Raw genomic sequence first — 21,898 nt, forward strand, 5'->3', positions numbered from 1 at the left:
CGGCGCTTCTACGGGCAATAAAAAAGGGCGCGTCGTGAATCGACGCGCCCGACTTGAAGCCCATCTCAAGCGGCAGCAACGACCTTCTTGGCGCGCTTGACGGCCTTCTTGGCAACCTTCTTCACGGTCTTGGCAGCCTTCTTCACGGTCTTCTTGACCGGCGACTTCTTGGCGACCTTCTTGGCACCAACCTTCTTGGTTGCCTTCTTCACAGCCTTCTTGGCAGCGACTTTCTTGGTCGCCTTCTTCACGGCCTTCTTGGAAGCGACCTTCTTCGTCGCCTTCTTCGCCGCCTTCTTAGCGGCCTTCTTCGCAACTGCCATAACAACCTCCTTGGGACTCAAAGAAGCGTGCGCGAACACGACAATCGTGGTCGTCAGCGCGCCACGGCCCATAGTGTCATCAGCAGTTGCAAAGCACAAGATGTAGTGGCTCGTCGAATGTCAATACCCATGCTTCGTTGGAACGTGATTCAAGCTTGAACAAGCCGTTCAGCAATGATCTTGAGCACCTGCCGATTGAAGACCAGACCCATGTGGCTGCCTTGCACTTCGATGCTTTCGGTATGTGCCGCTTCGGTCTCGAGCGCGCAGGACCAGGTCACGATTCCATCGCTGCGCGTATAGATCGCCGTGCACGGTACCGGTGGTGGAATGCGACGCTTGATGAAGCCTTCGATGTCGGTCTTGACCGGCTTTCCACGGTTGGCGATGCGAAACAGCGTGACCATGTTGTTGCCGTCCGGATGTCCGTTGATCGGGCTGCCGAGCGTGATCACGCGCTTGATCAGCTGCGGCTGATGGCGGGCGATCTCGCGCGCGAACACACCGCCGAGGCTCCAGCCGATCAGCGTGATCGGCGCGTCGTAGTGCTCGTTCAATTGCTCGAGCCGTTTGGCCAGGCCGGTCTTGATCTTCGATCGCATGCCGAGGTTGGTGCCGAAGTCCCAGCCATAGGCATTGAAGCCGAGCTTGATCAGCGCGCTGCGCAAGGGCAGCGTCGCCATGTCGTTGGTGCCGAAGCCCGGGATGATCATCACGGGCTGGCCATTGCCCTGCGGAATGCCGCGCAGGCTCGGTCCGATGAAGGTGAAGCGCGCGGCTTCGAACAGCGCCCGGGCTTCGAGAGCGAGCAAGCGCGGCGGTGGTGCAGCAACGTGAGGCAGCTCGTGATCGGACATGTCAGGGCCTTCTACGTGGGCGCGTGAGTTGCGAGTGTAGAGAGTTCGTTGCGCAAAGGCTCGTGTTCATGCTCGGAAAAAGCTTGTGGATTTGAAAACTCGCCGCTAGACTCCGCCGCCAATCCCATTGCCGCAACGCGTTCGCACTCTTTCGCAATGAACCAGATTCAGAAGCTCATCCTCGTCGTCGTAAAGGTCGTCGTTACCGGCGCGCCGTAGGGGACTGCTTCACGCTGTAAACCAAACCCCCGCCGGCGCAAATCGGCGGGGGTTTTTCGTTGTGCGCTTCACCCCTCTCGCCGGTTTCGCTCCAGCGGGGTTCCTACCCAAGAGAACCTCGACATGAAACTCAAGATGACCGGCGCCCAACTGATCGTGCAATTGCTCGAAGCCCAGGATGTCGAGCTCGTAACGGGCATTCCGGGCGGCGCCTTGCTTCCGCTCTACGAAGCGCTCGGCGGCGATACGCGCATCCGCCACGTGCTCGCCCGGCATGAGCAGGGCGCGGGCTTCATCGCGCAGGGTCTGGCTCGCGTGAGCGGTCGCGCGGCCGTGTGCCTCGGCACTTCCGGCCCCGGTGCGACCAATCTCGTGACCGCGATCGCCGACGCCAAGCTCGATTCGGTGCCGCTGGTCTGCATCACCGGCCAGGTGCCTCAGCACCTGATCGGCACCGATGCGTTCCAGGAAGTGAAGACCACGCACATCGTCGAGACGATCACCAAGGCCAACTTCATGGTGCGTTCGGCGGCCGAGCTGATCGACCTGATTCCCGAAGCCTTCCGCATCGCCGAGACCGGACGCCCCGGCCCGGTGCTCATCGACGTGCCCAAGGACGTGCAGCGCGAGATCATCGAAGTCGACACGACACGCTTGCCTCGGCGTGCCGCGCGCATCGCCGAAGCGCCCGATGCGCTCGCGATCAGGATGGCGGCCGAGCTCATCGCGCAGGCGCGCAGGCCGGTGCTGTATCTCGGTGGTGGAGTCGTCAAGAGTGGCGGCTCGATGGCCGCGCGCAGGCTCGCGGAGCGTGCGAGCCTGCCGACGACGACCACGCTGATGGCGCTCGGCGCGCTGCCGAGCGATCACGCGCTCAACATCGGCATGCTCGGCATGCATGGAGCGCACAGCGCCAATCGCATCATCGACGAATGCGACCTGCTGATCGCCGTGGGCGCGCGCTTCGATGACCGCGCGACCGGCCGTACCGAGGCCTTCGCCCCGCATGCGCGCGTGATCCATATCGATGCCGATCGCCGCGAGTTCGGCAAGATCCGCAAGCCCACGCTCGCGATCGAGGCCGATGCGCGCCTAGCGCTCGAAGCACTGTGCGAGGCCGTGGGCGCCGACGCGCGGCCGCAGTGGATCGCGCGCATGCGCGAGATTCAGGACGAGCATCCTTGCGAGTGGCATGAGCCGCAGGAGCTGCGCTCGCCCTACGGCCTGATCGAGGCGGTGGCGAAACTCGCCGGCGAAGACGCGGTGATCACGACCGACGTCGGCCAGCATCAGATGTGGGTGGCGCAGGCCTATCCGTTCCGGCGGCCCGATCGATGGCTGACTTCGGGTGGACTCGGCACCATGGGCTTCGGCTTGCCGGCGGCGATCGGTGCCGCCTTGATGGAGCCCGATGCGACGGTGGTCTGCTTCACCGGCGACGGCAGCCTGCTCATGAACGTGCAGGAGTTCGCGACGCTGGCCGATCTGCAATGCAACGTGAAGATCGTGCTGCTCGACAACGCCTCGCTCGGCATGGTGCGCCAGCAGCAGCATCTGTTTCACCGGCGACGATATGTCGGCTCGAGTTTCGAACGGCCGACCGAGTTCTGTTCGGTGGCGCGTGCCTTCGGCATTCCGGCGCTCGATCTCGGCGCGAGCAGCGATGCGCTCGCGATCCTCGAAGAGGCTTTCGCGACTCCGGGCCCGGCGCTCATTCGCGTGCCGGTCCATGCTGACCGGCAGGTGATGCCGATGGTGGCTCCGGGCTGCTCGAACGTGGAACTCGTGTCCGCGGCGGCCAAGCGCGAGGTGATGCAATGAGCCCGTTCGATCTCACGCAGGATGTGGCGCTGCGCTGGCCGGCTTCCTTGCCCGAGCCTGAAGTGCTCGGCTTCGGTCTCTACATGGCGCCGTTCGCGGTCAGTGCGACGCACGAGGCGGGCGAGGGCTGGTCCAGGCCCGAAGTGCTGCCGCGCGCCGCGCTCGGGCTCGAACTCGCATCGGGTGCCTTGCAATACGGGCTTTCGGTCTTCGAAGGCGCGAAGGCGTATCGAGCGTCCGACGGCGCCCTGCATCTGTTTCGTCCGCGCGAACACATCGCCCGCCTGCGGCGCAGTGCGGCCCGGCTTTGCCTGCCCGACGTCGACGAAGCCATGTTCATGAAGATGCTGCTGCGTGCCGTCGAGGTGCATCGCGACTGGGTGCCACCCGCAGGCCGCGGCTCGCTGTATCTGCGGCCGACCTTGTTCGCCTGCGAAGAAGGCCTGGGTCTGCGCGCCGCGAGCCGGCATCGTCTCGTGGTGCTCGCGAGTCCGGCTTCGAATCCGCTGGGCGCGCCGAAGCGCCTGTGGGCCGAGCGCGAGCTCATCCGAGCGGCCGACGGCGGACTCGGCGCGGCGAAGACGGCCGCGAATTACGCGGCGAGCCTGCTCGGTGCCCAGCGCGCGCGTCGGCGCGGTTTCGACGACGCGCTCTGGCTCGATGCGCGCGAGCATCGGTATCTCGGCGAAGCCGGCGCGGCGAATCTGTTCGTCGCGCTCGACGATCGCGTGCTCACGCCGGCGCTCGACGGCAGCATCCTCGCGGGCATCACGCGCGACTCGGTGATCGCGCTGCTGCGCGAAGCCGGGCATCGCGTCGAGGAGAGCTTCATCTCGCTCGACGACTTGCAGGACTGGCAGCAGGCCGGGCGATTGCGCGAGGTGTTCGGTGTCGGCACTGCGGTGAGGCTGTTCCCAGTGGCCGAGATCGCCTGGGGCGAGGCGAGCTTACGGCCTTCGGCCGTGGCCTTGTCGGTCTGGCTCGCGCAGCGGCTCGCCGAGGTCCAGGAAGCCGCCACTGCCGATTGGCCGCAATGGCGGCTGGCCTGCTGATGCCTGCCTGAAAAAGCGCGGGCTCAGATCGACGGCCCGTCGATACTGAACAGGTCGAAGCGGCCGAGTGAATTCTCAAGTCCGTCGAGCGTCTGCACCTGTTTGCAGAGGCCTTCGGCGCGGCGTTCGAGGACATCGGCGCGGACCTGGATCTGCTGCGTGACCTGCTGTTCGACCTGCGCGGCGCGCGCTTCGAGCCTGGACGGTGCGAACAGCGCGAGCGACAGCATGCTGCCGACGCCGCCGAGCGCCTGCTCGGCCAGCTCGTCGATGAGCGCGTCCACCGAGGCGTCGATCTCGCGATCGAAATCGGGGCCGAACGAATCGGCCGAGAAAAGTCGGCCGTCGAAGCGCTCGGCGAAGTGTCGCTGCAGATCCTGCATGCGCGCCCGGGTATCGGCGGCCAGCGGCTTGCCGGTCAGCGTGGTCACGGCGACGGTCGCGCCTTCGAGTCCGATCTGCACGCCTTCGAGCGCGACGCTGGTGGCTTCCTGTGTGAAGCGACGCAGGTCGCGCGCGTAATGCTGCAGCCGGCGCTGTTCGCTCGGCGTGAGCGAAACCAGCTGGCCGTCGACCCGAAGCTGCCCGCGCTCGATGCGCACGCGTTCCTTATCGGATTTCAGCAGGCTCAGACCGTCGGCATCGCTCCGGACGTCGTAATGCAGCTCGTAATCGCAGACCTGGGTGTGCTCGCGGGCCGTCGCTGCGCAGCTGGTCGCCGAAAGCACGGTGGTGAGGGTGAGGGCGAGAACGCTGCGCATCGTGAGGCTCCGATAGGGATTGTTCCTCATGCGATGGCAAGTGCTGTTCCAATATGCTGAGGCTTCTGAATCAGCCACTTACGATTCTCATGAGCACGGATGGGTGTCTGCGTCGCCATCTTGTGGCGGGTTGCGCTGGTTTGTGGCGAAGTGCGCTCGTGAATGCTTGAACCCTATTGGAGGAGCCGGTAGCAGGATGGACATCGCCATCATCGGGGCCAACGGCGACGTCGGCCGGGCGCTCGCGGTCCAGATCATTTCGCGGCAGCTGCTGACGCCGCGCCAGCGCCTGCAGCTCGTCGGCCGGCGCGAGGGTGGCAGCGCCAGCGCCCTGCACGGCTTGCGTGCCGATCTGCACGACGCCTTCGCCGAAATCACGCCCGAGATCGACGTGGCGCTGTCGCCCGAGGATGTCGCCGCCGACCTGATCCTGTTCTGCGCCGGCCGCACGGCGCCCACTTCGAGCACGCAGATGATCAGCCGCCATGATCTGGCGCTGGCCAATCGCGAAGTGTTCGAGTCGTACGCGAGTTCGCTGGCCCGGCATGGGCATGGCGAGGAGCTCGTGATCATCGTCACCAACCCGGTCGAGCTCGGCGTCGAAGTGTTCTCTCGCCACCTCGATCCGCACCGGGTGTTCGGCATGGGCGCCTATCAAGACAGCATGCGCCTGCGTCGCGAGATCGCGACCGACTTCGGCGTGCGTCGGCAGCGCGTGCACGGCTACATGCTCGGCGAGCACGGCGATGCGCTCGTGCCGATGCTGTCGCGCTTCTGGATCTACGGTTTCGACGAGGCCGAGAATGCGGCCGCCCTGCGCAAGCTGCGCGGCGATCGTCATCCGGGCGAATTCGCAGCGAGCGTGATGGCCGAGAAGGCGGTGCTCGCGCAGCTTGTGCGCAACAACGAAGTCGAGCAGGCGTTTCGCCATGCCGAGTCGCAGCCGCCCGATCTGCGCGCCGTGCTGCTGCCGCTGATCACGCATATCTCGGGCGCCAAGACCGCGCAGTCGACCGCCGCGATCACCGCCGAAATGGTCGAGCAGATTCTGAGCGGCGGACAGAGCGTGATTCCGGCGCAGGTGAAACTCGCCGCGAGCGACTGGTTCGGCCCGGCCGGCGTGCTCGGGGTTCCGGTGATCTGCGGATTGCGCGGCTGGTCGCGCGTGATCGATCTTGGAGAGGGCGAGATCGACGACGAAGAGCGCGACTGCCTGCTCGCGGCTTCGCAGGTCATTCGCGATCGCCTGGCGAGCTGGGGGCTTTCATGAGTGCGGACAATCTCGTCGTCTACGTGCTCGAAGCGGACGATCGGGCGGGCGTGGTGCACGCGATCGCGGCGGTTTTCGCGCATCGCGGGCTGTCGATGCACAGCCTGCTCGCGGATACCGGCCGCAAGCCCTCGCGCATCCTGGTGTCGTTCGACGGCACCGAGCGCCAGCAGAAGCTCGTGCAGCAGGTGCTCACGCGCCTGCATCACGTGCAAGGCGTGCGCGTGCTGCGCACCGACTCGCCCGAACTGCGCGCCATCGCGGTCGGTCGGATGTGCGGGCCGCTGCCGCAACTCGCCGAGGTGATCGCGCAGACGCAGGGCGATGCGGTGATGCTCTCGGGCCGCTATCGCGATGTCGAAGCGGCCGTGAGCGAACTCGAGGCCAAGGGGCTCATCGCCGAAGTCGCGCGCTCGCTCGTCGCGCTTTGAGCGCGACGCCCGACTGATGCGCGCCATCGATGCGATGCGGCGATAATGCCGCTCCCATCCACGTTCATCAGACAGGGCACCTCCATGCGCATTCTTCACACCATGCTGCGAGTCGGCGACATGCAGCGTTCGATCGATTTCTACACCAGCGTGCTCGGCATGCGCTTGCTGCGCCAGAACGATTATCCGGACGGCAAGTTCACGCTCGCCTTCGTCGGCTACGAGGACGAAAGCAAGGCTTCCGCGATCGAGCTCACCTACAACTATGGCGTCGAGCGCTACGAGATCGGCACCGCCTACGGTCATATCGCGCTCGAAGTCGACGATGCCTACGCCGCCTGTGAAGCCGTGCGCGCCAAGGGCTGCAAGGTCACGCGCGAAGCCGGGCCGATGAAGCATGGCAGCACCGTGATCGCCTTCGTCGAAGATCCGGACGGCTACAAGATCGAGTTCATCCAGAAGTGAGCGAACGAGTCGCGCGCGTGATTCGGGCGCCCGAAAAGAGTGGTTGATTTCGTGCTGCCGATCGCACGCATCGGCCGCGGGGATCGATCTTCGACTTTCGGCTAATCGATGAGCCTGTGCGGGAGAAACCCACTACGATCGCGCCTCCATTCCTGGAAACTCGTAACCCATCGCCGCGTTCGTGGCCGCTGCGTGCTGCGCCGGCATTCGACGCTACAGGCAAGAGTGTTCCGCACCACGTGAAGGAGATGACGATGCAGCTTTGGAAACCTCTTGCGGTACTGGCGCTGGCTGGCGCGGCAATGCCGGCGTTCGCGGCCGATTGCGCCACCGAGATCGAGGCCAACGACCAGATGCAGTTCAGCAAGAGCAGCATCGAAGTGCCGGCCTCGTGCAAGCAGTTCAAGCTCACGCTCAAGCACGCCGGCAAGCTCCCGAAGGCCGCGATGGGCCATAACTGGGTGCTGACGACGACGAGCGATTACGCCGGCGTCGCCAGGGACGGCATGGCGGCTACGCTCGAAACCGATTTCCTCAAGGCCGGCGACACGCGCGTCGTCGCGCACACCAAGGTCGTCGGCGGCGGCGAGTCGGATAGCGTGAGCTTCGACGTGGCCAAGCTGACGGCTCCGGAATACAACTTCTTCTGTTCGTTCCCGGGCCACGCAATGATGATGAAGGGCTCGCTCAAGCTCGTGAAGTAAGCGCGCCTCGGTCGTGAAAAAGCCCCGCACTCGCGAGCCGAGTGCGGGGCTTTTTTCCTGCGTGGGTCGACGGCCTTATTCGATGCTGATCGACCCCGAGCCGGGCAGGCGCGTCACCAGTTCGGCATCGACCAGGCGCGAAGGCGTGTAGCTGCCACCGGGTTTTTCATTCTGCAGCAGATGTTCGACCACGGCGAGCGAGCCCGTGATCGTCAGGCTGTAGCCGTTGCTGGTCTTGATGCGTGCGGTGCGGACCGTTCCGCGCGAGTTGCGCGCCTCACCCCAGACATAGGTCGGCAATTTCTCGCGCAGCATTTCGTCCGGACCTTTGACGGTTTTCTCGATCCGGCGCTTGATGAAGCGCTGTACCGGCGCCAGGCCGATCAGCCAGCGGAACCCGTTCGCCCGCTTGGCGTTCGCGATCATGCTCGGCGAGCCAGGCAGGTAGACCTCGATGTTCGGAATGCCCGTCGTATGCCAGGCCGTCGAGACGTCGCCCCACGGAATCGTCATCGCGAGCTTTTCGCCGTCGCCGAAGTCGATGCGGCGCACGCTGTACGCGAGCGGCACCTGCACGATGCGTCCATCGCGACGAACCTTGCCGCCCTGGGCGAGACCTTCGACCGAGGTCTTCGCCGTGCCCGGCGAGAAGCCCGAGCGCGAATCGAAGCCCAGCGCCAGATGCGTCGCATCGGGCAGCGCGGCCTTGAGTGCGGCGGCGACGCAGTCGGTCGGGATCACGTCGAAGCCGACGCCCGGGCAGATCACCACGCCGGCCTTGCGCGCCGCCTCGGATTGCGCCTGGGCGTACTCGAACACCGCGATTTCGCCGGTGATGTCGAGGTAATGCACGCCGGCCTGGATGCAGGCATCGATCATCGGCGTGGCCGTGGCCGAGAACGGTCCCGCGCAGTGCAGCACCAGGCCGATGCCTTCGAGTCCGCGCAGCAGGCCGGCGCTGTCGTCGAGGGCGAAGGCGCGGGCTTCGAGCCCGAGTTCGCGCCCCAGGCTTTCGATCTTCGCCGCCGATCGGCCGGCGACGACGGGCTGGTGACCGCGTTTTCCGGCTTCGCGCGCGATCAGCTCGCCGGTATAGCCATTGGCCCCGTAAATCATCCACTTCATGACAATGCTCCAAATGACAAGAAATAGGTGTTTGTGCAGAGCTTGAATCGACGGCCGGAAAGAAAGATTTCTCGGCGCTCCGATCGGCCGTCGATCAGCCACTTGATTTTTGATCTGACCGCGAGCTTAGCCGTTAGACAGCCCCATTTTTTTTATGTAGAGTCCCGGGCGCAGTCGATCAAGCAAAGCTTTCCTCGGTCTCGCTTTACCTGCTTCATTAACTCGAAGCATCGTTTCGCAAAGTCTGCGGTGGTTCCTTGAACAGATTGCAAACGTGGTTTTTTCGATCTATGAGTTTTCTGCTTTAAAGGAACGTCGCATGAGCAATGTGGAAACCGGCACCGTGAAGTGGTTCAACGATGCCAAGGGCTTCGGTTTCATCACCCCGGCCAACGGCGGTGAAGATCTCTTCGCCCACTTCAAGGAGATCCAGGGCACTGGATTCAAGACCCTCAAGGAAGGTCAGCGCGTGGAGTACGTCTCCAAGCGTGGCCCGAAAGGCATGCAGGCCTCGCAGATTCGTCCGCTCTAAGGCCAAGAATTTGTCATTAAAGACCCCGGCATTGCCGGGGTCTTTTTTTGTCCGCTGAATTTGCCGCGGCGCAGCATTCAGGCGATGCCGCCGCAGAAAAAGAAAAGGCCGCATCGCGGCCTTTTCTTTCGCACTTCGAAAATGCTTTTCGAACGGATCAGCCCTTGTAGGCCTTGATGCCGTTTTCGATTTCGGCGCGGGCCGCCGCCGCGTCGCGCCAGCCGGCGATCTTCACCCACTTGCCCTTCTCGAGCGCCTTGTAGGAGCTGTAGAAGTGATGGATTTCGTTCTTGACGCGCTCCGGCACGTCGGCCAGATCCTTGAGATGGTCGTAGGCGTTGTTGCTGACCTTGTCGACCGGGACCGCGAGCAGCTTGGCGTCGGTGCCCTTCTCGTCTTCGGTGTCGAGCACGCAGAGCGCGCGGCACTTGATGACCGAGCCGGCAACGACCGGATGCGGAGTCAGCACGAGCACGTCGACCGGATCGCCGTCGCCGGCGAGGGTCTTCGGCACGTAGCCGTAGTTGGCGGGGTACGACATCGCCACGTTCATGAAGCGATCGACCATCAGCAGGCCGGTGTCCTTGTCGACTTCGTACTTCACCGGCGGGCCATAGGCCGGAATTTCGATGACGACGTAGAACTCGTTGGGGGCTTTTTCGCCAGGGCCCAGCGCTTCGATACCCATGATTCGGACTGCCTCGTTTTGCGGGTGGAATGTAAGGTGGCGCACTGCAATCGGCACGCCGAAGAGGCGGCAGTTTACGTGAGACGCCGCGATGCTCGCCATTGGTCGCGTTGACGCCTGCGCCCTGGAGCCGTTACCGTTTGTCTGCGCGGTAACGCAACAAGTAGCCCTACGCAGGCGCCTGTGCCAACGCTGCAACACCTTGTTCCATAAGTAGGAATCAAATCGATGAGAATTGTTCTGCTGGGTGCGCCCGGCTCGGGGAAGGGCACGCAGGCCAAAAATCTGATCACGCATTACGGCATTCCGCAGATCTCCACCGGTGATGCGCTGCGCGCGGCCGTGAAGGGCGGAACCGAGCTCGGCAAGAAAGCCAAGGCGGCGATGGAAGCCGGCCAGCTGGTCGCCAACGAGATCGTCATCGGCATCGTCGAAGAACGTCTTGGCGAAGCCGATGCGCGCAAGGGCTTCATCCTCGACGGGTTTCCGCGCAATGCCGCGCAGGCCGACGTGCTCGAGGGCATGCTGCAGCGTCTGGGCCAGCCGGCGATCGACAAAGCCATCCATCTGCACGTGCCGGACGAGGAGATCGTTCGCCGCCTGCTCGAACGCGCCAAGATCGAAGGCCGCGTCGACGACACCGAGCCGGTCATCCGCAAGCGTATCGAGGTCTACAACGCCGAGACCAAGCCGCTGCTCGACTACTACGCGGCGCAGGGCAAGCTCGTCACGCTCGAAGGTGTTGGCGACGTCGACACGATTTTCGCCTCCATCCTCAAGGTTCTGAGCTGATTCATCGCCGCGCGGGCGTTCGTTCGCGCGAAAGGCTTACGTAGAGCGACCCAAAAGCGCCCCGGCCACCGGGGCGCTTTTTTTGCCGCTGGACGAATGCTCAGGGCAGCAGCTTGAGCAGCGCTTCGCCGGCGACCCGGCGGCGCCAGCCTTCGAGCACCAGGGCCCGCGCCGCCGGTCCTCGCAGGGCGACGGCCTCGATGTCCGCGCGCGGCGCCAGCAGCGAGGGTGGAATGCCGAGTTCGGTGGCGATCTCGCGATTGCGGTTGGCGAGCTTCTGGATCAGCGATTTCTGCGCGTCGCTGAGCAGCCCGTCGAGGGCGAGCGCGGGCGCCGTCGAACCGCGCGATTCCGCGATGACCTGCAGCAGCGCGTTGCCGTGCCGCTCGAGGGTTTTCGGCGGTAACACCTGCAGCCCCGTGAGCTGCGTGAGCGAATCGGGCTGGCGCTCGGCGAGCCTGTAGAGCGCATCGTCGGCGAGGATCCATTTGCGCGGGCGGTTGCGCGCCTCGGCGATTTTCTCGCGCCAGGCGGCAAGGGCGGCGGCGACGTGCTGGGACGGCACGGGCAGGCGGCCGATGCCCTTGAGGCGGTCCCAGGCATCCTCCGGATGCACGCGATAGCGCTCGGGCCTGGCGAGCCGGGCGCAGTCCTCCTCGAGCCATTCGAGACGCCCGCGCCGGATCAACTCCTCCCGCAGCGCCGGATACATTTCGCTCAGGTGGCGCACGTCGTCTTCGGCGTATGCGAGCTCGGCCTCGGTGAGCGGGCGACGCAGCCAGTTGGTGCGCGAGAGCGACTTGTCGACCTTGAGTCCAAGGCGCTTCTCGACCAGCCCGGCGTAGCCGAGCTGGTCGCCGATGCCGAGCAGGCTCGCGGCGAGCTGGGTGTCGAACAGCGGACTCGGGGCGCTGCCGCCCAGGTGCACGAAGATTTCGAGGTCCTGGCTCGCCGCATGAAACACCTTGAGGCTGTCGGTGCGCAGCAACAGATCGAGCAGCGGCTGCAGATCGGGCAGCTTGATCGCATCGAACGCGACCTGGCGACGCGGATCGCCCACCTGCACGAGGCAAAGCTGCGGCCAGTAGGTTTCCTCGCGCACGAACTCGGTGTCGACCGCGAGCCAGGGGCTGGAGGCGAAGAAGGCCAGGGCCTCGGCATAGGCGGCGGGCGTGTCGATCAGCATGAGTTGCGGGCTTGCTCCGGATGGGGGGAACCGATGTCCCGGGACGGGAGCGCTTAGAATAGCGGCTCTGCCCTTTTCGCTTTTCCTCCCATCGCATGCTGACTCAAGTGGCCCGTGCCACCCTGCGCATCCTGCTGTTCCGCGCCGGCCCGCAGGATTTTCCGTTCGATCCGGGCCTGACCCGCGTGCTGGTTCCGCTGGCCATCCTGGTCAACTTCCTGCTCGCTTCCATCACATTGCCGCCCGTGCTCGCGATCGTCGCGGCCATCGTTACGGTGTTCGCGCTTTCGTTCTCGACGCGGACGATGCTGCGCCTGCGCCAGGTCGAGAACCGCTACGACCAGACCTTCCATGCCTTGCTGGCGACAAGCTCGGTGATCTCGGCGCTGGTGATCCTGCCGACCGCCAAGCTCAAGCCGCAGATCCTGCAGATCGCGCAGAACCCCGAGCTCGTGAACAACCCCGAAACGATGCTGCCGCCGGGGCTGGCGCTATCGCTGCTGCTGTTGCTGACCTGGAGCTTCGTCGTCACCGCATCGATCTACCGCCAGGCGGCGGGCTTCCGGATGCCGATCGCCGTGCTGGCGGCCCTGCTGATCTCGATCAGCCTGCAGGTCGTCGTGAGCCTGGTCACCTCGACGATCGGCAGCGTGTTCGGCCTGCTGCCCGCCACTCTCGGGACTCCCTGATGCACCTGCACATCCTCGGCATCTGCGGAACTTTCATGGCCGGCATCGCCGCGATCGCGCGCGAGGCCGGGCACCGCGTCACCGGCTCGGACGCCAACGCCTGGCCACCGATGTCGACGCAGCTCGAAGCGCTCGGCATCGAGCTGCAGCGCGGCTATTCGCCCGAACATCTCAAGCCGGCGCCCGACATCGTCGTCGTCGGCAACGTCGTCACGCGCGGCAACCCGGCGATGGAATACGTGCTCGACGCCGGCCTGCCTTACGTCTCGGGCCCGCAGTGGCTGGCCGAGAACGTGCTACAGGGCCGCCACGTGCTCGCGGTGGCAGGCACGCACGGCAAGACCACCACGAGCTCGCTGCTGGCCTATCTGCTCGAAGCGGCCGGCTTGAAGCCGGGCTTTCTGGTCGGCGGCGTGCCGCTCAACTTCGGACTGTCCGCACGCCTCGGCGAAGGAAACTGCTTCGTCATCGAGGCCGACGAATACGACACCGCGTTCTTCGACAAGCGCAGCAAGTTCGTGCACTACCGGCCACGCACCGCGATTCTCAACAACCTCGAATACGACCACGCGGACATCTTCCCGGACCTCGCCGCGATCGAGCGCCAGTTCCACCATCTCGTGCGCACGGTGCCGGGCAGCGGACGGCTCGTCGTCAATGGCCGCGATGCGGCGCTGGGGCGCGTGCTCGGCATGGGTTGCTGGAGCGAGGTCGTGCGCTTCGACGACGAAGCCGGCTGGAGCGCCGAGCCGCGCGGGCAGGGCTTCGAGCTGTTCGTGAACGGCGAGTCCAAGGGCCTCGTCGACACGCCGCTGGCCGGTGCGCACAACCGCTCGAACACGCTCGCCGCGTTCGCCGCGGCGGCTCACGTCGGCGCGCCGATCGACACGCTGATCGCGGCGCTGCCAGGTTTCCAGAGCGTGCGTCGCCGGCTCGAACTGCGCGGCGAAGCGCGCGGCGTGCAGGTCTACGACGATTTCGCCCATCACCCGACCGCGATCGCGGTGACGCTCGCGGCGCTGCGCGAGCAGCCCGGCGGGCGCATCCTCGCGGTGCTCGAGCCGCGCTCTAACACCATGCGCCTCGGCAGCCATGCCGACGAACTCGCGCACAGTCTCGACGGTGCCGACGTGGCCTTCGTCTACGCACGCCCCGATCTGAAGTGGGATGCGCAGTCCGCGCTCGCGGCCGCACGCGTGCCGGTGTCGACGCATGCGGATTTCGATGCGCTGATCGCGGCGATCGCCGCCGATGCGCGTGACGGCGATCGCGTGCTGGTCATGAGCAACGGCGATTTCGGCGGCATTCACGGCAAGCTGCTGACCGCCCTGGCCGCGTGAACATTCAGAAGCAATTCATGGCCGCGCCGACACAGTCGCGCGCCTTCGCCCGCAATCGATTGGGACTGCCGAAACATGGATGACGCCCGACCATCGGTGCCGCTGCACGTCTCACCGGAACAGGCGAGGACGCTCGGTCGGGCGCATACGCTCGTACCGGCGCGTGGACCGATCTCGAAGCTGCTGCGCCGCAGCGAACAGCTGCTCGAGGCCACCGTCGCTCGCGTCTCCAAACTCGCCGATCGCGCGGTATACGACACCGCCGATTTTCCGTGGGCCGCCGAAGTCGAACGACACTGGCCCGCGATTCGCGCCGAACTAGATCAGGTGATGGTGCAGCGCCAGCAGCTGCCGGACTTTCACGAGATTCTCGACGAAGTGCGCACGATCACGCAGGACGATCAGTGGAAGACGTTCTGGCTGCTCGGGGCCGGCATGGACTGCCGCGAGAATGCGAGCCGCTGTCCGCGCACGATGCAGGCGCTTTCGCAGATCCCGGGCGTGATGAATGCGTTCTTCAGCATCCTGGCGCCCGGCAAGCACATTCCGCCGCATCGCGGGGCCTACAACGGCATCCTGCGCTATCACCTCGGGCTCATCGTTCCGGAGCCGAACTGGATGGCGGGCATTCGCATTGCCGACCAGGTCTGTCACTGGAGCGAGGGCGCGAGCCTGATCTTCGACGACAGCTTCAATCACGAGGCCTGGAATTACACCGAAGGCTGGCGCGTGGTGCTGTTCGTCGATTTCGCGCGTCCGCTGCACCAGCCGTTTCACTGGCTCAATCGGGCTTCGCTGATCGGCGCGGGCCTGCTGCCACTGATGCGCCGCGCGGCGGCCAGACAGCGCCAATGGCAGCGGGGCTTCTACGAGCAGACCAGCAAAAAGAAAGGCGCCTGAGGCGCCTTTCTTTCGAGCCGAGGGCGATCAGTTCTGATCGCGGCGCAGTTCCTGACGCTCGTCGCGAATGTCGCGGCGCGTGTCTTCACGCGCATCGCGCGCATCCTGCCGGAAGTCCTGACGATCGCGACGATTCTCCTTGCGCTGGTCTGCGGAATTGCGCGCTATGTCTTCGCGGCGCTCGCGTGCATCCTGCCTCGCGTCCTGCCGGTCGGCGCGCTGCTCGGCGCGCGAATAATCGTCATCCGCATGGGCGACGGTGGCGGTACCGGTGAGCAGCATCGCGCCTAGGGCGATCGAGATGAGGGGCTTGTTCATGTTGTTTCTCCTGTCCATGGATGTTGTCTTGATGCTTTGCCTGCAATGAGTCCGATCCTTCGAACACATTGCATCGCATACGTCGTCCAATCCGTGGCGACTGAGGCCAGTGTGCGAATGACGGCTGGCCTCGGCCTGAATCCGCTGCAGTCGCTTGGGAGCCGCTGGAGTGGCTGCTAAGCTCCGGGCTCGTGACCTTCCTGAATCGAGATCTCATGTCGCCTGCTTTGACTTCCGCCGATGGTTTGCCTCTCGCCGTGGACCTCGAGCCGCTCGTGCAGCGCGTACTCGATGCAGCCAAGGCCGCCGGCGCGACGCAGGCCGAGGCCGGGCTTTCGCATTCGCGGGGTTTTTCGGTCAGCGTGCGCAAGTCGGAGGTCGAGAGCCTCGAATTCCAGCGTGATCGCGACCTGTCGCTGACGGTGTATTTCGGCAAGCGCAAGGGCAGTGCCTCGACCGGCGACCTGTCGGATTCCGGCATTCGACAGGCGGTCGAAGCGGCCGTCGCGATCGCCCAGGTCACCGAGGAAGACCCGTGCTCGGGTCTTGCCGATCCGCATCGGCTCGCGACCGTGTTTCCCGATCTGCAGCTCGATCATTACTGGGATCTGCAACCCGCGCAGGCTGTGGAACTCGCACGCGCCTGCGAAGCTGCGGCGATGGCCGTCGATGCGCGCATCACCCAGACCGAGGGCGCCGGCCTGTCGACGCAGCGCGGCGTTTCGCTGTACGCGAACAGCCACGGTTTCGTCGGCCGTCGCAGCGGAACGCAGCATTCGATCTCGTGCGCGGTCATCGCAACCGATGCCAACGGCAACATGCAGCGCGACTACTGGTACGACGGCGGCCGCGACGCACGCAAGCTCGACGCGCCCGAAGCGATCGGTCGTCGAGCCGGCGAGCGCACGATCGCGCGCCTCGGTGCGCGGCGCCTGTCGACGCGCAACGCGCCGGTGCTGTTCGTGCCGCAGACCGCGCGCAGCCTGTTCGGCCATTTCGTCGGCGCGATCTCGGGCGGTTCGCTGTACCGGCGCGCGAGCTTTTTGCTCGATCACCTCGACAAGCCGGTGTTCGCTCCGCAGATCACGCTCGAACAAAAGCCCTTCCTGCTCGGCGCGTCGTCGAGTTCCGCGTTCGATCAGGAGGGCGTGGCGACGAGCGACCGCAGGCTCGTCGAAAACGGCGTGCTGCGCGGCTGGCTGCTCGGCAGCTATTCGGCGCGCAAGCTGGGCCTCGAGACCACCGGCAACGCGGGTGGCGTATACAACCTGCTCGTGAGCCATGGCTCGCACGATTACGCCTCGCTGCTGCGTGAAATGGGCGAGGGACTCGTGGTCACCGAGCTCATGGGGCAGGGCGTCAACGGCGTGACCGGCGATTATTCGCGGGGCGCGGCCGGTTTCTGGGTCGAGAACGGAGAGATTCGGTACCCGGTCGAGAACGCCACGATCGCGGGCAACCTGCTCGACCTGTACGGGCGCATTCGCGAGATCGGCAGTGACGTCGACACGCGCTCGAACATCCGCTGCGGTTCGGTGCTCATCGACGGCATGATGATCGCGGGCGACTGAGCTCGTTCAGGGCCTGGCCGCCTGGAAGCTGAAGCGAAGCGGTCTTCATGGACCTGCGTTGCCTCAGTATTGGCCTGTATTGAGACGCGGTACGCGAAGAGTTAGACGGTTTTGGGCGGGATTCAGCTTGCCGTTCCTAGACTGGCACTCAACTTTTTGGTCGTGGTCCGTCTATGAACATGCCGAGAAAGAGCCCGGGAAAGCTGCATTCCAGTGAGGCGCCTCGTTGTCCGATCAACGTCGCGGCGCGCAGGGCCGGACTCACTGCGCACGTGATCCGTGCCTGGGAACGTCGCTACGAGGCGATCGTGCCGGAGCGCACGTCGAAAGGCCGTCGGCTGTATTCGGAATGGGAAATCCAGCGCCTGGTGTTGCTGCGCCAAGCCGTGGATCTGGGTCACCGCATCAGCGAGATCGCCGATCTGCCGATCGAGGATCTGCGCGTGCTGGTCGGCCAGGACGCGGTTCCGGGCGTCGAAGCGTCGCCGCGCATTCCGCTGACCACGAACCGGCTCATCGAGCTTGCCATGGACATGGTGCAGGCGCTCGATGGTCCCGGTCTTTCGCAGGCATTGCTGCAGGCCACGCGCACGCTCAGCGGGACGGCGCTGTTCGACGATTTCGTCACCCCGTTCACTGACGAGCTGTTGCGTCGACGCCGCCACGGAGACTTGCGACTGGCGCACGAGCAGTTCGCGATGGCCTACCTGCGGCGCTTCGTCGGCGATCTGCTGAGCACCAAGAGCATCCACACGATCGGCGCCACGCTGCTGGTCTGCGCGCCAGCCGGCTCGCTGCACGAGATCGGCGCCCTGGCCTCGGCGGTGACGGCCAATCGCGAAGGCTGGCAGGTGGTTTATCTGGGCGTGGGCCTGCCGGCCGACGAGATCGCATTCGCCGCCGGCCGACGCCAAGCGCGCGCGATCATCGTCAGCCTTGCCGGCAGTGGTGACGACGAGCGTGTCGAATCCGACCTGCTGAGCCTGCGTAACCGTCTGAACACGGAACTGCCGGTGATCGGCGTCGGCCGCGATGTCGAACGCCATCGCAATGCGCTGCGATCGATCGGCGCGCGCGCCGCGCTCACGCAGGCCGAATTCGCAGCCGAACTCGTCCAGCTCGCGAACCCCGCGGCGAACGAAGGCTAGTTGCTGAGCTGCCGATTCGGCGGGTTTCGAGCCCGCCGAATCCTCCGTTCGGGCGATCGACGGCTTCCGTGACGAGAGCGGCGACGATTCGGCGCGCATTCTGGTGCATGGGGCTCGCGGCCCGGTGAGGTGCCCTAGCGTTCATTTTTTCGTGCTCGCTCCTACCTGCCAAGCCACCCCGCCCTCCCTGGCCGCGGTCGCCGACGCCAAGCGGGGATTTGATTTGCGATTCGAATTTGAATTAAGTTCACAGAAAGAACACGAACAAATATCGATAGGGGATGGGAACCAGGGAGCGCCGGCAGCGTGAATTCGAACAGCGCGAGCAGCTGTTCATCGATGCTGCGCGCGAACTGATCCGCGAGGACGGGCTGCTCAACCTGCAGATGGCCCGGGTCGCCGAACGCTGCGAATACGCCGTCGGCACTCTCTATCATCACTTTGAATCCAAAGAAGATCTGGTGCTGGAGCTGGCCAATATCGAGATCGGCTCGCATGCCGACATGGTGCGGCGAGCGGTGGCCTGGAACGGCAACTCGCGTGAGCGCATCTTCGGCATGGCGGTGGCGGACATGATCTTCATGGCCAGCAAGCCCGAGCATTTCGGCCTGATCCAGTACGCGCTCTGCGAGGTGGTCTGGCGCGCGGCATCGGCGGCCCGCCGCCAGCGAATGCTCGAAGCCCAGAATCCACTCGTGGAATTGACGGTCCGCGTGGTGGCCGAGGCGGCCGCCGGGGGCGAACTGAACCTGCGTGGACAGACGCCTGCGGAGGTCGCGGCGGCGATCTGGGCGCAGGCGATCGGCATGCACAACATGGCGCACGCCGACGGGGCGATGGATGTTTTCGCCGTCAACAACCCGTACCGCCTGATGTGCCGTCACATTCAGGCCTTATTGAACGGGCTCGAATGGAAACCCTATGTGGACCCGGCGGACGGGCAGGCGCTGGATGCGCTCATCGATCGAATTCGCAACGAGGTATTTCATGATTGCTGCGCCCCGGCTTGATGCCTCGCGCTGGCTGCTGGCTGCCTGCCTGGGCGGCTGGACCGCCTGCGCGCCCGCCATGTCCCTGACCGAAGCGCTGATGGCGGCCGATGGCCATGACCCGACGCGGGCCGTCTTCGAGGCCCAGTTCGCGGCCGACCGCGAGGCCGGCATCATCGAGCGCGCCGCGATCCGTCCGCAGGTCAATCTCAAGGGCGCGGCGAACTACGCGCATACCGAATCCAAGAGCACGGCATTCAGCGCGCTGGGCTCCGGCGAGGGCGAGACCGGCGGCGGCAGCGAAGAAGAGCAGCAGGCTTTCACCGGCGTGTTCAAGGACAGCTATCCGGCCTGGTCGGCGACCGCCAGCCTGCGCCAGCCGCTGTTCCGGCTCGACTGGTTCGACATCGGCGACCGCGCCAGGGCGCTCGAATCGCAGGCCGATCTTACGCGCCGCAGCGCCCAGCTCGACCTGCAGCTGCGCGTGGCCCAGCGCTATTTCAACGTGCTGATCGCCCAGGACCAGCTCGCCCAGGCCGAGGCCGAGGCGCGCGCCGTCGGGCAGTCGCTCGACAGCACGCGCCAGCGCTACGAGGTGGAGCTGGCTCCGGGCACCGATCTGAAGGAAGCGCAGGCGCGTCATGACCTCGCTCAGGCCGCGCTCGTGAGCGCCCGGCGCAACCTCGAGAACGCGCGCGACGAACTCGACGAAACCACCGGCGCCGGCGATGCGAGCCTGCCGGCCTTGCCGCCCGAAGTGAGCTTTCCGCCCTTGCTGCCGGCGAGCGTCGACGAATGGGTCGCCGCCGCACGGGGCAACAGTCCGCGCATCGCGCTGGCCGAGCAGAGCGCGATCGTCGCGCGCACGCGCTACCAGAGCGCGCGCGCATCGGCGTATCCGACGCTCGACCTCGTCGGCAGCGTCGGTCGCGACGACACCAGCGATTTCGCGTTCGGCCAGCGCACCGATGATGCGCGCGTCGGCGTCGAGCTCAACATTCCGATCTACGCCGGTGGCGCGACGCTCGCCGGCCTGCGCCAGGCCAGCGCCCAGCGCGACGTCGCCGAAGCCGAGTTGACGCGCATCCAGCGAGAGACCGAGCGCGCCACGCGCCAGCAGTACCGCACGGTCGAGACCGCGTACATCGAGGTCAACGCGTATCGGCGCTCGCTCGCGTCGGCCGAGACCGCGGAGATCGCGACGCGCAACGGCTACGATGCCGGCACGCGCACGATCACCGACGTGCTCGATGCGCAGAGCCGCGTGGTGCAATCGCGCCGTGACCTCAACACCGCGCGCTACAACCTGTTGCTTGGCCTGCTGCAACTCAAGCAGACCGTGGGTCGGCTGACGGTGGCCGACTTCTCCGAAATCGATCGCCTGCTCTCGCAGCCGGCAACGCCCTGAACGGCACCGAAGACGTCCCGAAATACGCAGCAAGCGAAGGAAAGCTGAGAAATGACCAAGCGTTTGATCATCGTCATCGTGGGCTGCGTCGTCGTGTTCGGCGCGATCTTCGGCATGAAGTGGTTCAGCAACAAAATGATGAACGACTTCGTCGATGCCATGCCGATCCCGCCGGCCACCATCGGCGCGGGCACCGTGCAGACCATGACCTGGGACAATCGTCTCGAGGCCGTCGGCAGCTTCGTTCCGGTCAACGGAACCGACGTCACCACCGAAGCGGGCGGCATCGTCACCGCGATCCACTTCGAATCGGGCCAGAAGGTCAGGAAGGGAACGCCGCTGATCACGCTCGATTCGGCGCGCGAGCGCGGCGAGTACGCGCGTCTGAAAGCGCAGGCCGAACTCTCAGAAATCAATCGCGTGCGTCGCGAGAAGCTGTTCAAGCTCGAGGCGATCTCCAAGTCCGACTACGACGCCGCAGTGACCGAAGCAGAGGCCGCCAAGGCCGCGGCGCAATCGCAGGCCGGCGTGCTCGCGCAGAAGGAGATTCGCGCTCCGTTCGACGGCCTGCTCGGCATTCGCCGCGTCAACGTCGGTCAGTATCTGGGCGCGGGAACCGCCATCGTCACGCTGCAGTCGCTCGATCCGATCGATCTCGATTTCACGCTGCCCGAGCAGTACATCGGCCAGGCGCAGCCGGGCTTCAAGGTGACGGTCAGCGTCGATTCGTACGCGGGCCAGAGCTTCACCGGCGAGGTGCTCGCGGTGGAGCCGCGCATCGATTCGGCGACGCGCAACTTCGGCCTGCGCGCGCGCCTGCCGAACCCCGACGACAAGCTGCGCGCGGGCCAGTTCGGCCGCGTGACGCTGACGCTGCCGGGCAACCGCTCGCTGCTCGTGCTGCCGCGCACTGCGGTCAGCTACGACTCCTACGGCACTTCGGTGTTCGTGGTGCAGAAGAAGAAAGAAGATCCCAACGCGCCCAAGCCGAAGGCCATGCCGGGTGCGCCGGCCGGCCCGACCACCGACCTCGTCGTCGAGCAGCGCTTCATCAAGGTCGGCGAGGCGCGTGGCGATTTCGTCGCGGTGGTCGACGGCATCAAGGAGGGCGAGCAGGTGGCGACCTCGGGCCTGCTCAAGCTGCGCAACGGCCAGCCCGTGATCATCAACAACGATGGGGCTCCGCAGCCCAAACTCGATCCCAAGCCGGCCGAAGGCTGATCGAGGCCGTCACGGCTCGTGCAGGGTTCTCCGGCGCTGAACGCAATCACGACTGGCTGGCGATGAGGCCGGCGCAGTCCCGATAGGT

Annotated in this window: 23 protein-coding genes; 16 read left to right on the forward strand and 7 right to left on the reverse strand. The window is 65.5% G+C overall.

The window, feature by feature from the left end; all coding sequences use genetic code 11:
* Nucleotides 1-65: 65 nt before the first annotated feature.
* Together AC3WUM_RS03895 and AC3WUM_RS03900 are read right to left on the reverse strand one after the other, a co-directional pair.
* Entirely contained in the window at nucleotides 66-323 is a 258-nt protein-coding gene (locus AC3WUM_RS03895) for a hypothetical protein (RefSeq protein WP_492408810.1), read from the reverse strand.
* A gap of 149 nt (nucleotides 324-472) precedes the next feature.
* Nucleotides 473-1,180, reverse strand: a complete 708-nt coding sequence (locus tag AC3WUM_RS03900) for an esterase/lipase family protein (protein ID WP_492408811.1) — start codon at nucleotides 1,178-1,180, stop codon at nucleotides 473-475.
* A 342-nt stretch (nucleotides 1,181-1,522) separates the two neighbouring features.
* Here AC3WUM_RS03900 and ilvB point away from each other — a divergent pair, with 342 nt between their 5' ends.
* Together ilvB and AC3WUM_RS03910 are read left to right on the forward strand one after the other, a co-directional pair.
* A complete protein-coding gene (ilvB, locus tag AC3WUM_RS03905; protein WP_492408812.1) occupies nucleotides 1,523-3,220 on the forward strand; it encodes a biosynthetic-type acetolactate synthase large subunit in 1,698 nt (565 codons plus the stop codon).
* On the forward strand, nucleotides 3,217-4,272 hold the full coding sequence (locus tag AC3WUM_RS03910; RefSeq protein WP_492408813.1) for a branched-chain amino acid aminotransferase: 1,056 nt from the start codon (nucleotides 3,217-3,219) through the stop codon (nucleotides 4,270-4,272). The genes ilvB and AC3WUM_RS03910 overlap by 4 nt, the downstream gene beginning before the upstream one ends.
* A 23-nt stretch (nucleotides 4,273-4,295) precedes the next feature.
* On the opposite strand, the gene AC3WUM_RS03915 is transcribed toward AC3WUM_RS03910, so the two are convergent.
* Nucleotides 4,296-5,033: a DUF2884 family protein gene (locus AC3WUM_RS03915; protein ID WP_492408814.1), complete on the reverse strand. Its 738-nt coding sequence runs from the start codon at nucleotides 5,031-5,033 to the stop codon at nucleotides 4,296-4,298.
* A gap of 196 nt (nucleotides 5,034-5,229) precedes the next feature.
* Between AC3WUM_RS03915 and AC3WUM_RS03920 the strand changes: the two genes are divergently transcribed.
* The 4 genes from AC3WUM_RS03920 (at nucleotide 5,230) to azu (ending at nucleotide 7,903) form a co-directional block, all read left to right on the forward strand.
* Complete coding sequence (locus AC3WUM_RS03920) at nucleotides 5,230-6,303, forward strand: malate dehydrogenase (protein WP_492408815.1); 1,074 nt, start codon at nucleotides 5,230-5,232, stop codon at nucleotides 6,301-6,303.
* Complete coding sequence (locus tag AC3WUM_RS03925; RefSeq protein ID WP_492408816.1) at nucleotides 6,300-6,734, forward strand: hypothetical protein; 435 nt, start codon at nucleotides 6,300-6,302, stop codon at nucleotides 6,732-6,734. The genes AC3WUM_RS03920 and AC3WUM_RS03925 overlap by 4 nt, the downstream gene beginning before the upstream one ends.
* Before the next feature lie 84 nt (nucleotides 6,735-6,818).
* Nucleotides 6,819-7,199, forward strand: coding sequence for a lactoylglutathione lyase (gene gloA / locus AC3WUM_RS03930; protein WP_492408817.1), 381 nt, complete (start codon nucleotides 6,819-6,821; stop codon nucleotides 7,197-7,199).
* A 248-nt stretch (nucleotides 7,200-7,447) separates the two neighbouring features.
* Nucleotides 7,448-7,903 (forward strand): azurin, encoded by a 456-nt coding sequence (gene azu, locus AC3WUM_RS03935; RefSeq protein ID WP_492408818.1) that lies wholly within the window; start codon nucleotides 7,448-7,450, stop codon nucleotides 7,901-7,903.
* A gap of 75 nt (nucleotides 7,904-7,978) precedes the next feature.
* Here azu and AC3WUM_RS03940 read toward each other — a convergent pair whose 3' ends face one another.
* Nucleotides 7,979-9,028 carry a saccharopine dehydrogenase family protein gene (locus AC3WUM_RS03940; RefSeq protein WP_492408819.1) on the reverse strand — a complete coding sequence of 350 codons (1,050 nt, stop codon included), beginning with the start codon at nucleotides 9,026-9,028 and terminating at the stop codon, nucleotides 7,979-7,981.
* Between the two features lie 319 nt (nucleotides 9,029-9,347).
* Here AC3WUM_RS03940 and AC3WUM_RS03945 point away from each other — a divergent pair, with 319 nt between their 5' ends.
* Nucleotides 9,348-9,560, forward strand: a complete 213-nt coding sequence (locus AC3WUM_RS03945; protein ID WP_007183728.1) for a cold-shock protein — start codon at nucleotides 9,348-9,350, stop codon at nucleotides 9,558-9,560.
* A gap of 157 nt (nucleotides 9,561-9,717) precedes the next feature.
* On the opposite strand, the gene ppa is transcribed toward AC3WUM_RS03945, so the two are convergent.
* Nucleotides 9,718-10,248 carry an inorganic diphosphatase gene (ppa, locus tag AC3WUM_RS03950; protein WP_492408820.1) on the reverse strand — a complete coding sequence of 177 codons (531 nt, stop codon included), beginning with the start codon at nucleotides 10,246-10,248 and terminating at the stop codon, nucleotides 9,718-9,720.
* Between the two features lie 228 nt (nucleotides 10,249-10,476).
* On the opposite strand from ppa, the gene AC3WUM_RS03955 reads away from it, so the two are divergent.
* Nucleotides 10,477-11,040 carry an adenylate kinase gene (locus tag AC3WUM_RS03955; protein WP_374679792.1) on the forward strand — a complete coding sequence of 188 codons (564 nt, stop codon included), beginning with the start codon at nucleotides 10,477-10,479 and terminating at the stop codon, nucleotides 11,038-11,040.
* Between the two features lie 100 nt (nucleotides 11,041-11,140).
* Here AC3WUM_RS03955 and rnd read toward each other — a convergent pair whose 3' ends face one another.
* On the reverse strand, nucleotides 11,141-12,226 hold the full coding sequence (rnd, locus tag AC3WUM_RS03960; protein WP_492408821.1) for a ribonuclease D: 1,086 nt from the start codon (nucleotides 12,224-12,226) through the stop codon (nucleotides 11,141-11,143).
* Between the two features lie 107 nt (nucleotides 12,227-12,333).
* Here rnd and AC3WUM_RS03965 point away from each other — a divergent pair, with 107 nt between their 5' ends.
* The 3 genes from AC3WUM_RS03965 to AC3WUM_RS03975 all read left to right on the forward strand — a co-directional run bounded on the left by AC3WUM_RS03965 (nucleotide 12,334) and on the right by AC3WUM_RS03975 (nucleotide 15,155).
* On the forward strand, nucleotides 12,334-12,915 hold the full coding sequence (locus AC3WUM_RS03965; protein ID WP_492408822.1) for a hypothetical protein: 582 nt from the start codon (nucleotides 12,334-12,336) through the stop codon (nucleotides 12,913-12,915).
* Nucleotides 12,915-14,255, forward strand: a complete 1,341-nt coding sequence (mpl, locus tag AC3WUM_RS03970) for a UDP-N-acetylmuramate:L-alanyl-gamma-D-glutamyl-meso-diaminopimelate ligase (protein WP_492408823.1) — start codon at nucleotides 12,915-12,917, stop codon at nucleotides 14,253-14,255. Before AC3WUM_RS03965 ends, mpl begins: the two co-directional genes overlap by 1 nt.
* A gap of 75 nt (nucleotides 14,256-14,330) precedes the next feature.
* Nucleotides 14,331-15,155 carry an aspartyl/asparaginyl beta-hydroxylase domain-containing protein gene (locus tag AC3WUM_RS03975; protein WP_492408824.1) on the forward strand — a complete coding sequence of 275 codons (825 nt, stop codon included), beginning with the start codon at nucleotides 14,331-14,333 and terminating at the stop codon, nucleotides 15,153-15,155.
* 27 nt (nucleotides 15,156-15,182) lie between these two features.
* Here AC3WUM_RS03975 and AC3WUM_RS03980 read toward each other — a convergent pair whose 3' ends face one another.
* On the reverse strand, nucleotides 15,183-15,473 hold the full coding sequence (locus tag AC3WUM_RS03980; RefSeq protein ID WP_492408825.1) for a hypothetical protein: 291 nt from the start codon (nucleotides 15,471-15,473) through the stop codon (nucleotides 15,183-15,185).
* Nucleotides 15,474-15,688: 215 nt separating this feature from the next.
* On the opposite strand from AC3WUM_RS03980, the gene pmbA reads away from it, so the two are divergent.
* The 5 genes from pmbA (at nucleotide 15,689) to AC3WUM_RS04005 (ending at nucleotide 21,810) form a co-directional block, all read left to right on the forward strand.
* Entirely contained in the window at nucleotides 15,689-17,044 is a 1,356-nt protein-coding gene (gene pmbA, locus AC3WUM_RS03985) for a metalloprotease PmbA (protein WP_492408826.1), read from the forward strand.
* 179 nt (nucleotides 17,045-17,223) lie between these two features.
* Nucleotides 17,224-18,192, forward strand: coding sequence for a MerR family transcriptional regulator (locus tag AC3WUM_RS03990; RefSeq protein WP_492408952.1), 969 nt, complete (start codon nucleotides 17,224-17,226; stop codon nucleotides 18,190-18,192).
* 281 nt (nucleotides 18,193-18,473) lie between these two features.
* A complete protein-coding gene (locus tag AC3WUM_RS03995) occupies nucleotides 18,474-19,202 on the forward strand; it encodes a TetR/AcrR family transcriptional regulator (RefSeq protein ID WP_492408827.1) in 729 nt (242 codons plus the stop codon).
* Nucleotides 19,180-20,589, forward strand: coding sequence for a TolC family outer membrane protein (locus AC3WUM_RS04000; RefSeq protein WP_492408828.1), 1,410 nt, complete (start codon nucleotides 19,180-19,182; stop codon nucleotides 20,587-20,589). The genes AC3WUM_RS03995 and AC3WUM_RS04000 overlap by 23 nt, the downstream gene beginning before the upstream one ends.
* A gap of 51 nt (nucleotides 20,590-20,640) precedes the next feature.
* Nucleotides 20,641-21,810: an efflux RND transporter periplasmic adaptor subunit gene (locus AC3WUM_RS04005; RefSeq protein WP_492408829.1), complete on the forward strand. Its 1,170-nt coding sequence runs from the start codon at nucleotides 20,641-20,643 to the stop codon at nucleotides 21,808-21,810.
* Nucleotides 21,811-21,898: the final 88 nt, after the last annotated feature.

It is taken from the genome of Hydrocarboniphaga sp. FW305-C-57 (assembly GCF_058783045.1).

Bases quoted from the DNA above. Each gene is read 5' to 3' on its own strand.
- AC3WUM_RS03895 (WP_492408810.1), bottom strand. From the start codon at position 323: ATGGCAGTTGCGAAGAAGGCCGCTAAGAAGGCGGCGAAGAAGGCGACG.
- AC3WUM_RS03900 (WP_492408811.1), bottom strand. From the start codon at position 1,180: ATGTCCGATCACGAGCTGCCTCACGTTGCTGCACCACCGCCGCGCTTG.
- ilvB (WP_492408812.1), top strand. From the start codon at position 1,523: ATGAAACTCAAGATGACCGGCGCCCAACTGATCGTGCAATTGCTCGAA.
- AC3WUM_RS03910 (WP_492408813.1), top strand. From the start codon at position 3,217: ATGAGCCCGTTCGATCTCACGCAGGATGTGGCGCTGCGCTGGCCGGCT.
- AC3WUM_RS03915 (WP_492408814.1), bottom strand. From the start codon at position 5,033: ATGCGCAGCGTTCTCGCCCTCACCCTCACCACCGTGCTTTCGGCGACC.
- AC3WUM_RS03920 (WP_492408815.1), top strand. From the start codon at position 5,230: ATGGACATCGCCATCATCGGGGCCAACGGCGACGTCGGCCGGGCGCTC.
- AC3WUM_RS03925 (WP_492408816.1), top strand. From the start codon at position 6,300: ATGAGTGCGGACAATCTCGTCGTCTACGTGCTCGAAGCGGACGATCGG.
- gloA (WP_492408817.1), top strand. From the start codon at position 6,819: ATGCGCATTCTTCACACCATGCTGCGAGTCGGCGACATGCAGCGTTCG.
- azu (WP_492408818.1), top strand. From the start codon at position 7,448: ATGACGATGCAGCTTTGGAAACCTCTTGCGGTACTGGCGCTGGCTGGC.
- AC3WUM_RS03940 (WP_492408819.1), bottom strand. From the start codon at position 9,028: ATGAAGTGGATGATTTACGGGGCCAATGGCTATACCGGCGAGCTGATC.
- AC3WUM_RS03945 (WP_007183728.1), top strand. From the start codon at position 9,348: ATGAGCAATGTGGAAACCGGCACCGTGAAGTGGTTCAACGATGCCAAG.
- ppa (WP_492408820.1), bottom strand. From the start codon at position 10,248: ATGGGTATCGAAGCGCTGGGCCCTGGCGAAAAAGCCCCCAACGAGTTC.
- AC3WUM_RS03955 (WP_374679792.1), top strand. From the start codon at position 10,477: ATGAGAATTGTTCTGCTGGGTGCGCCCGGCTCGGGGAAGGGCACGCAG.
- rnd (WP_492408821.1), bottom strand. From the start codon at position 12,226: ATGCTGATCGACACGCCCGCCGCCTATGCCGAGGCCCTGGCCTTCTTC.
- mpl (WP_492408823.1), top strand. From the start codon at position 12,915: ATGCACCTGCACATCCTCGGCATCTGCGGAACTTTCATGGCCGGCATC.
- AC3WUM_RS03975 (WP_492408824.1), top strand. From the start codon at position 14,331: ATGGATGACGCCCGACCATCGGTGCCGCTGCACGTCTCACCGGAACAG.
- AC3WUM_RS03980 (WP_492408825.1), bottom strand. From the start codon at position 15,473: ATGAACAAGCCCCTCATCTCGATCGCCCTAGGCGCGATGCTGCTCACC.
- pmbA (WP_492408826.1), top strand. From the start codon at position 15,689: ATGTCGCCTGCTTTGACTTCCGCCGATGGTTTGCCTCTCGCCGTGGAC.
- AC3WUM_RS03990 (WP_492408952.1), top strand. From the start codon at position 17,224: ATGCCGAGAAAGAGCCCGGGAAAGCTGCATTCCAGTGAGGCGCCTCGT.
- AC3WUM_RS03995 (WP_492408827.1), top strand. From the start codon at position 18,474: ATGGGAACCAGGGAGCGCCGGCAGCGTGAATTCGAACAGCGCGAGCAG.
- AC3WUM_RS04000 (WP_492408828.1), top strand. From the start codon at position 19,180: ATGATTGCTGCGCCCCGGCTTGATGCCTCGCGCTGGCTGCTGGCTGCC.
- AC3WUM_RS04005 (WP_492408829.1), top strand. From the start codon at position 20,641: ATGACCAAGCGTTTGATCATCGTCATCGTGGGCTGCGTCGTCGTGTTC.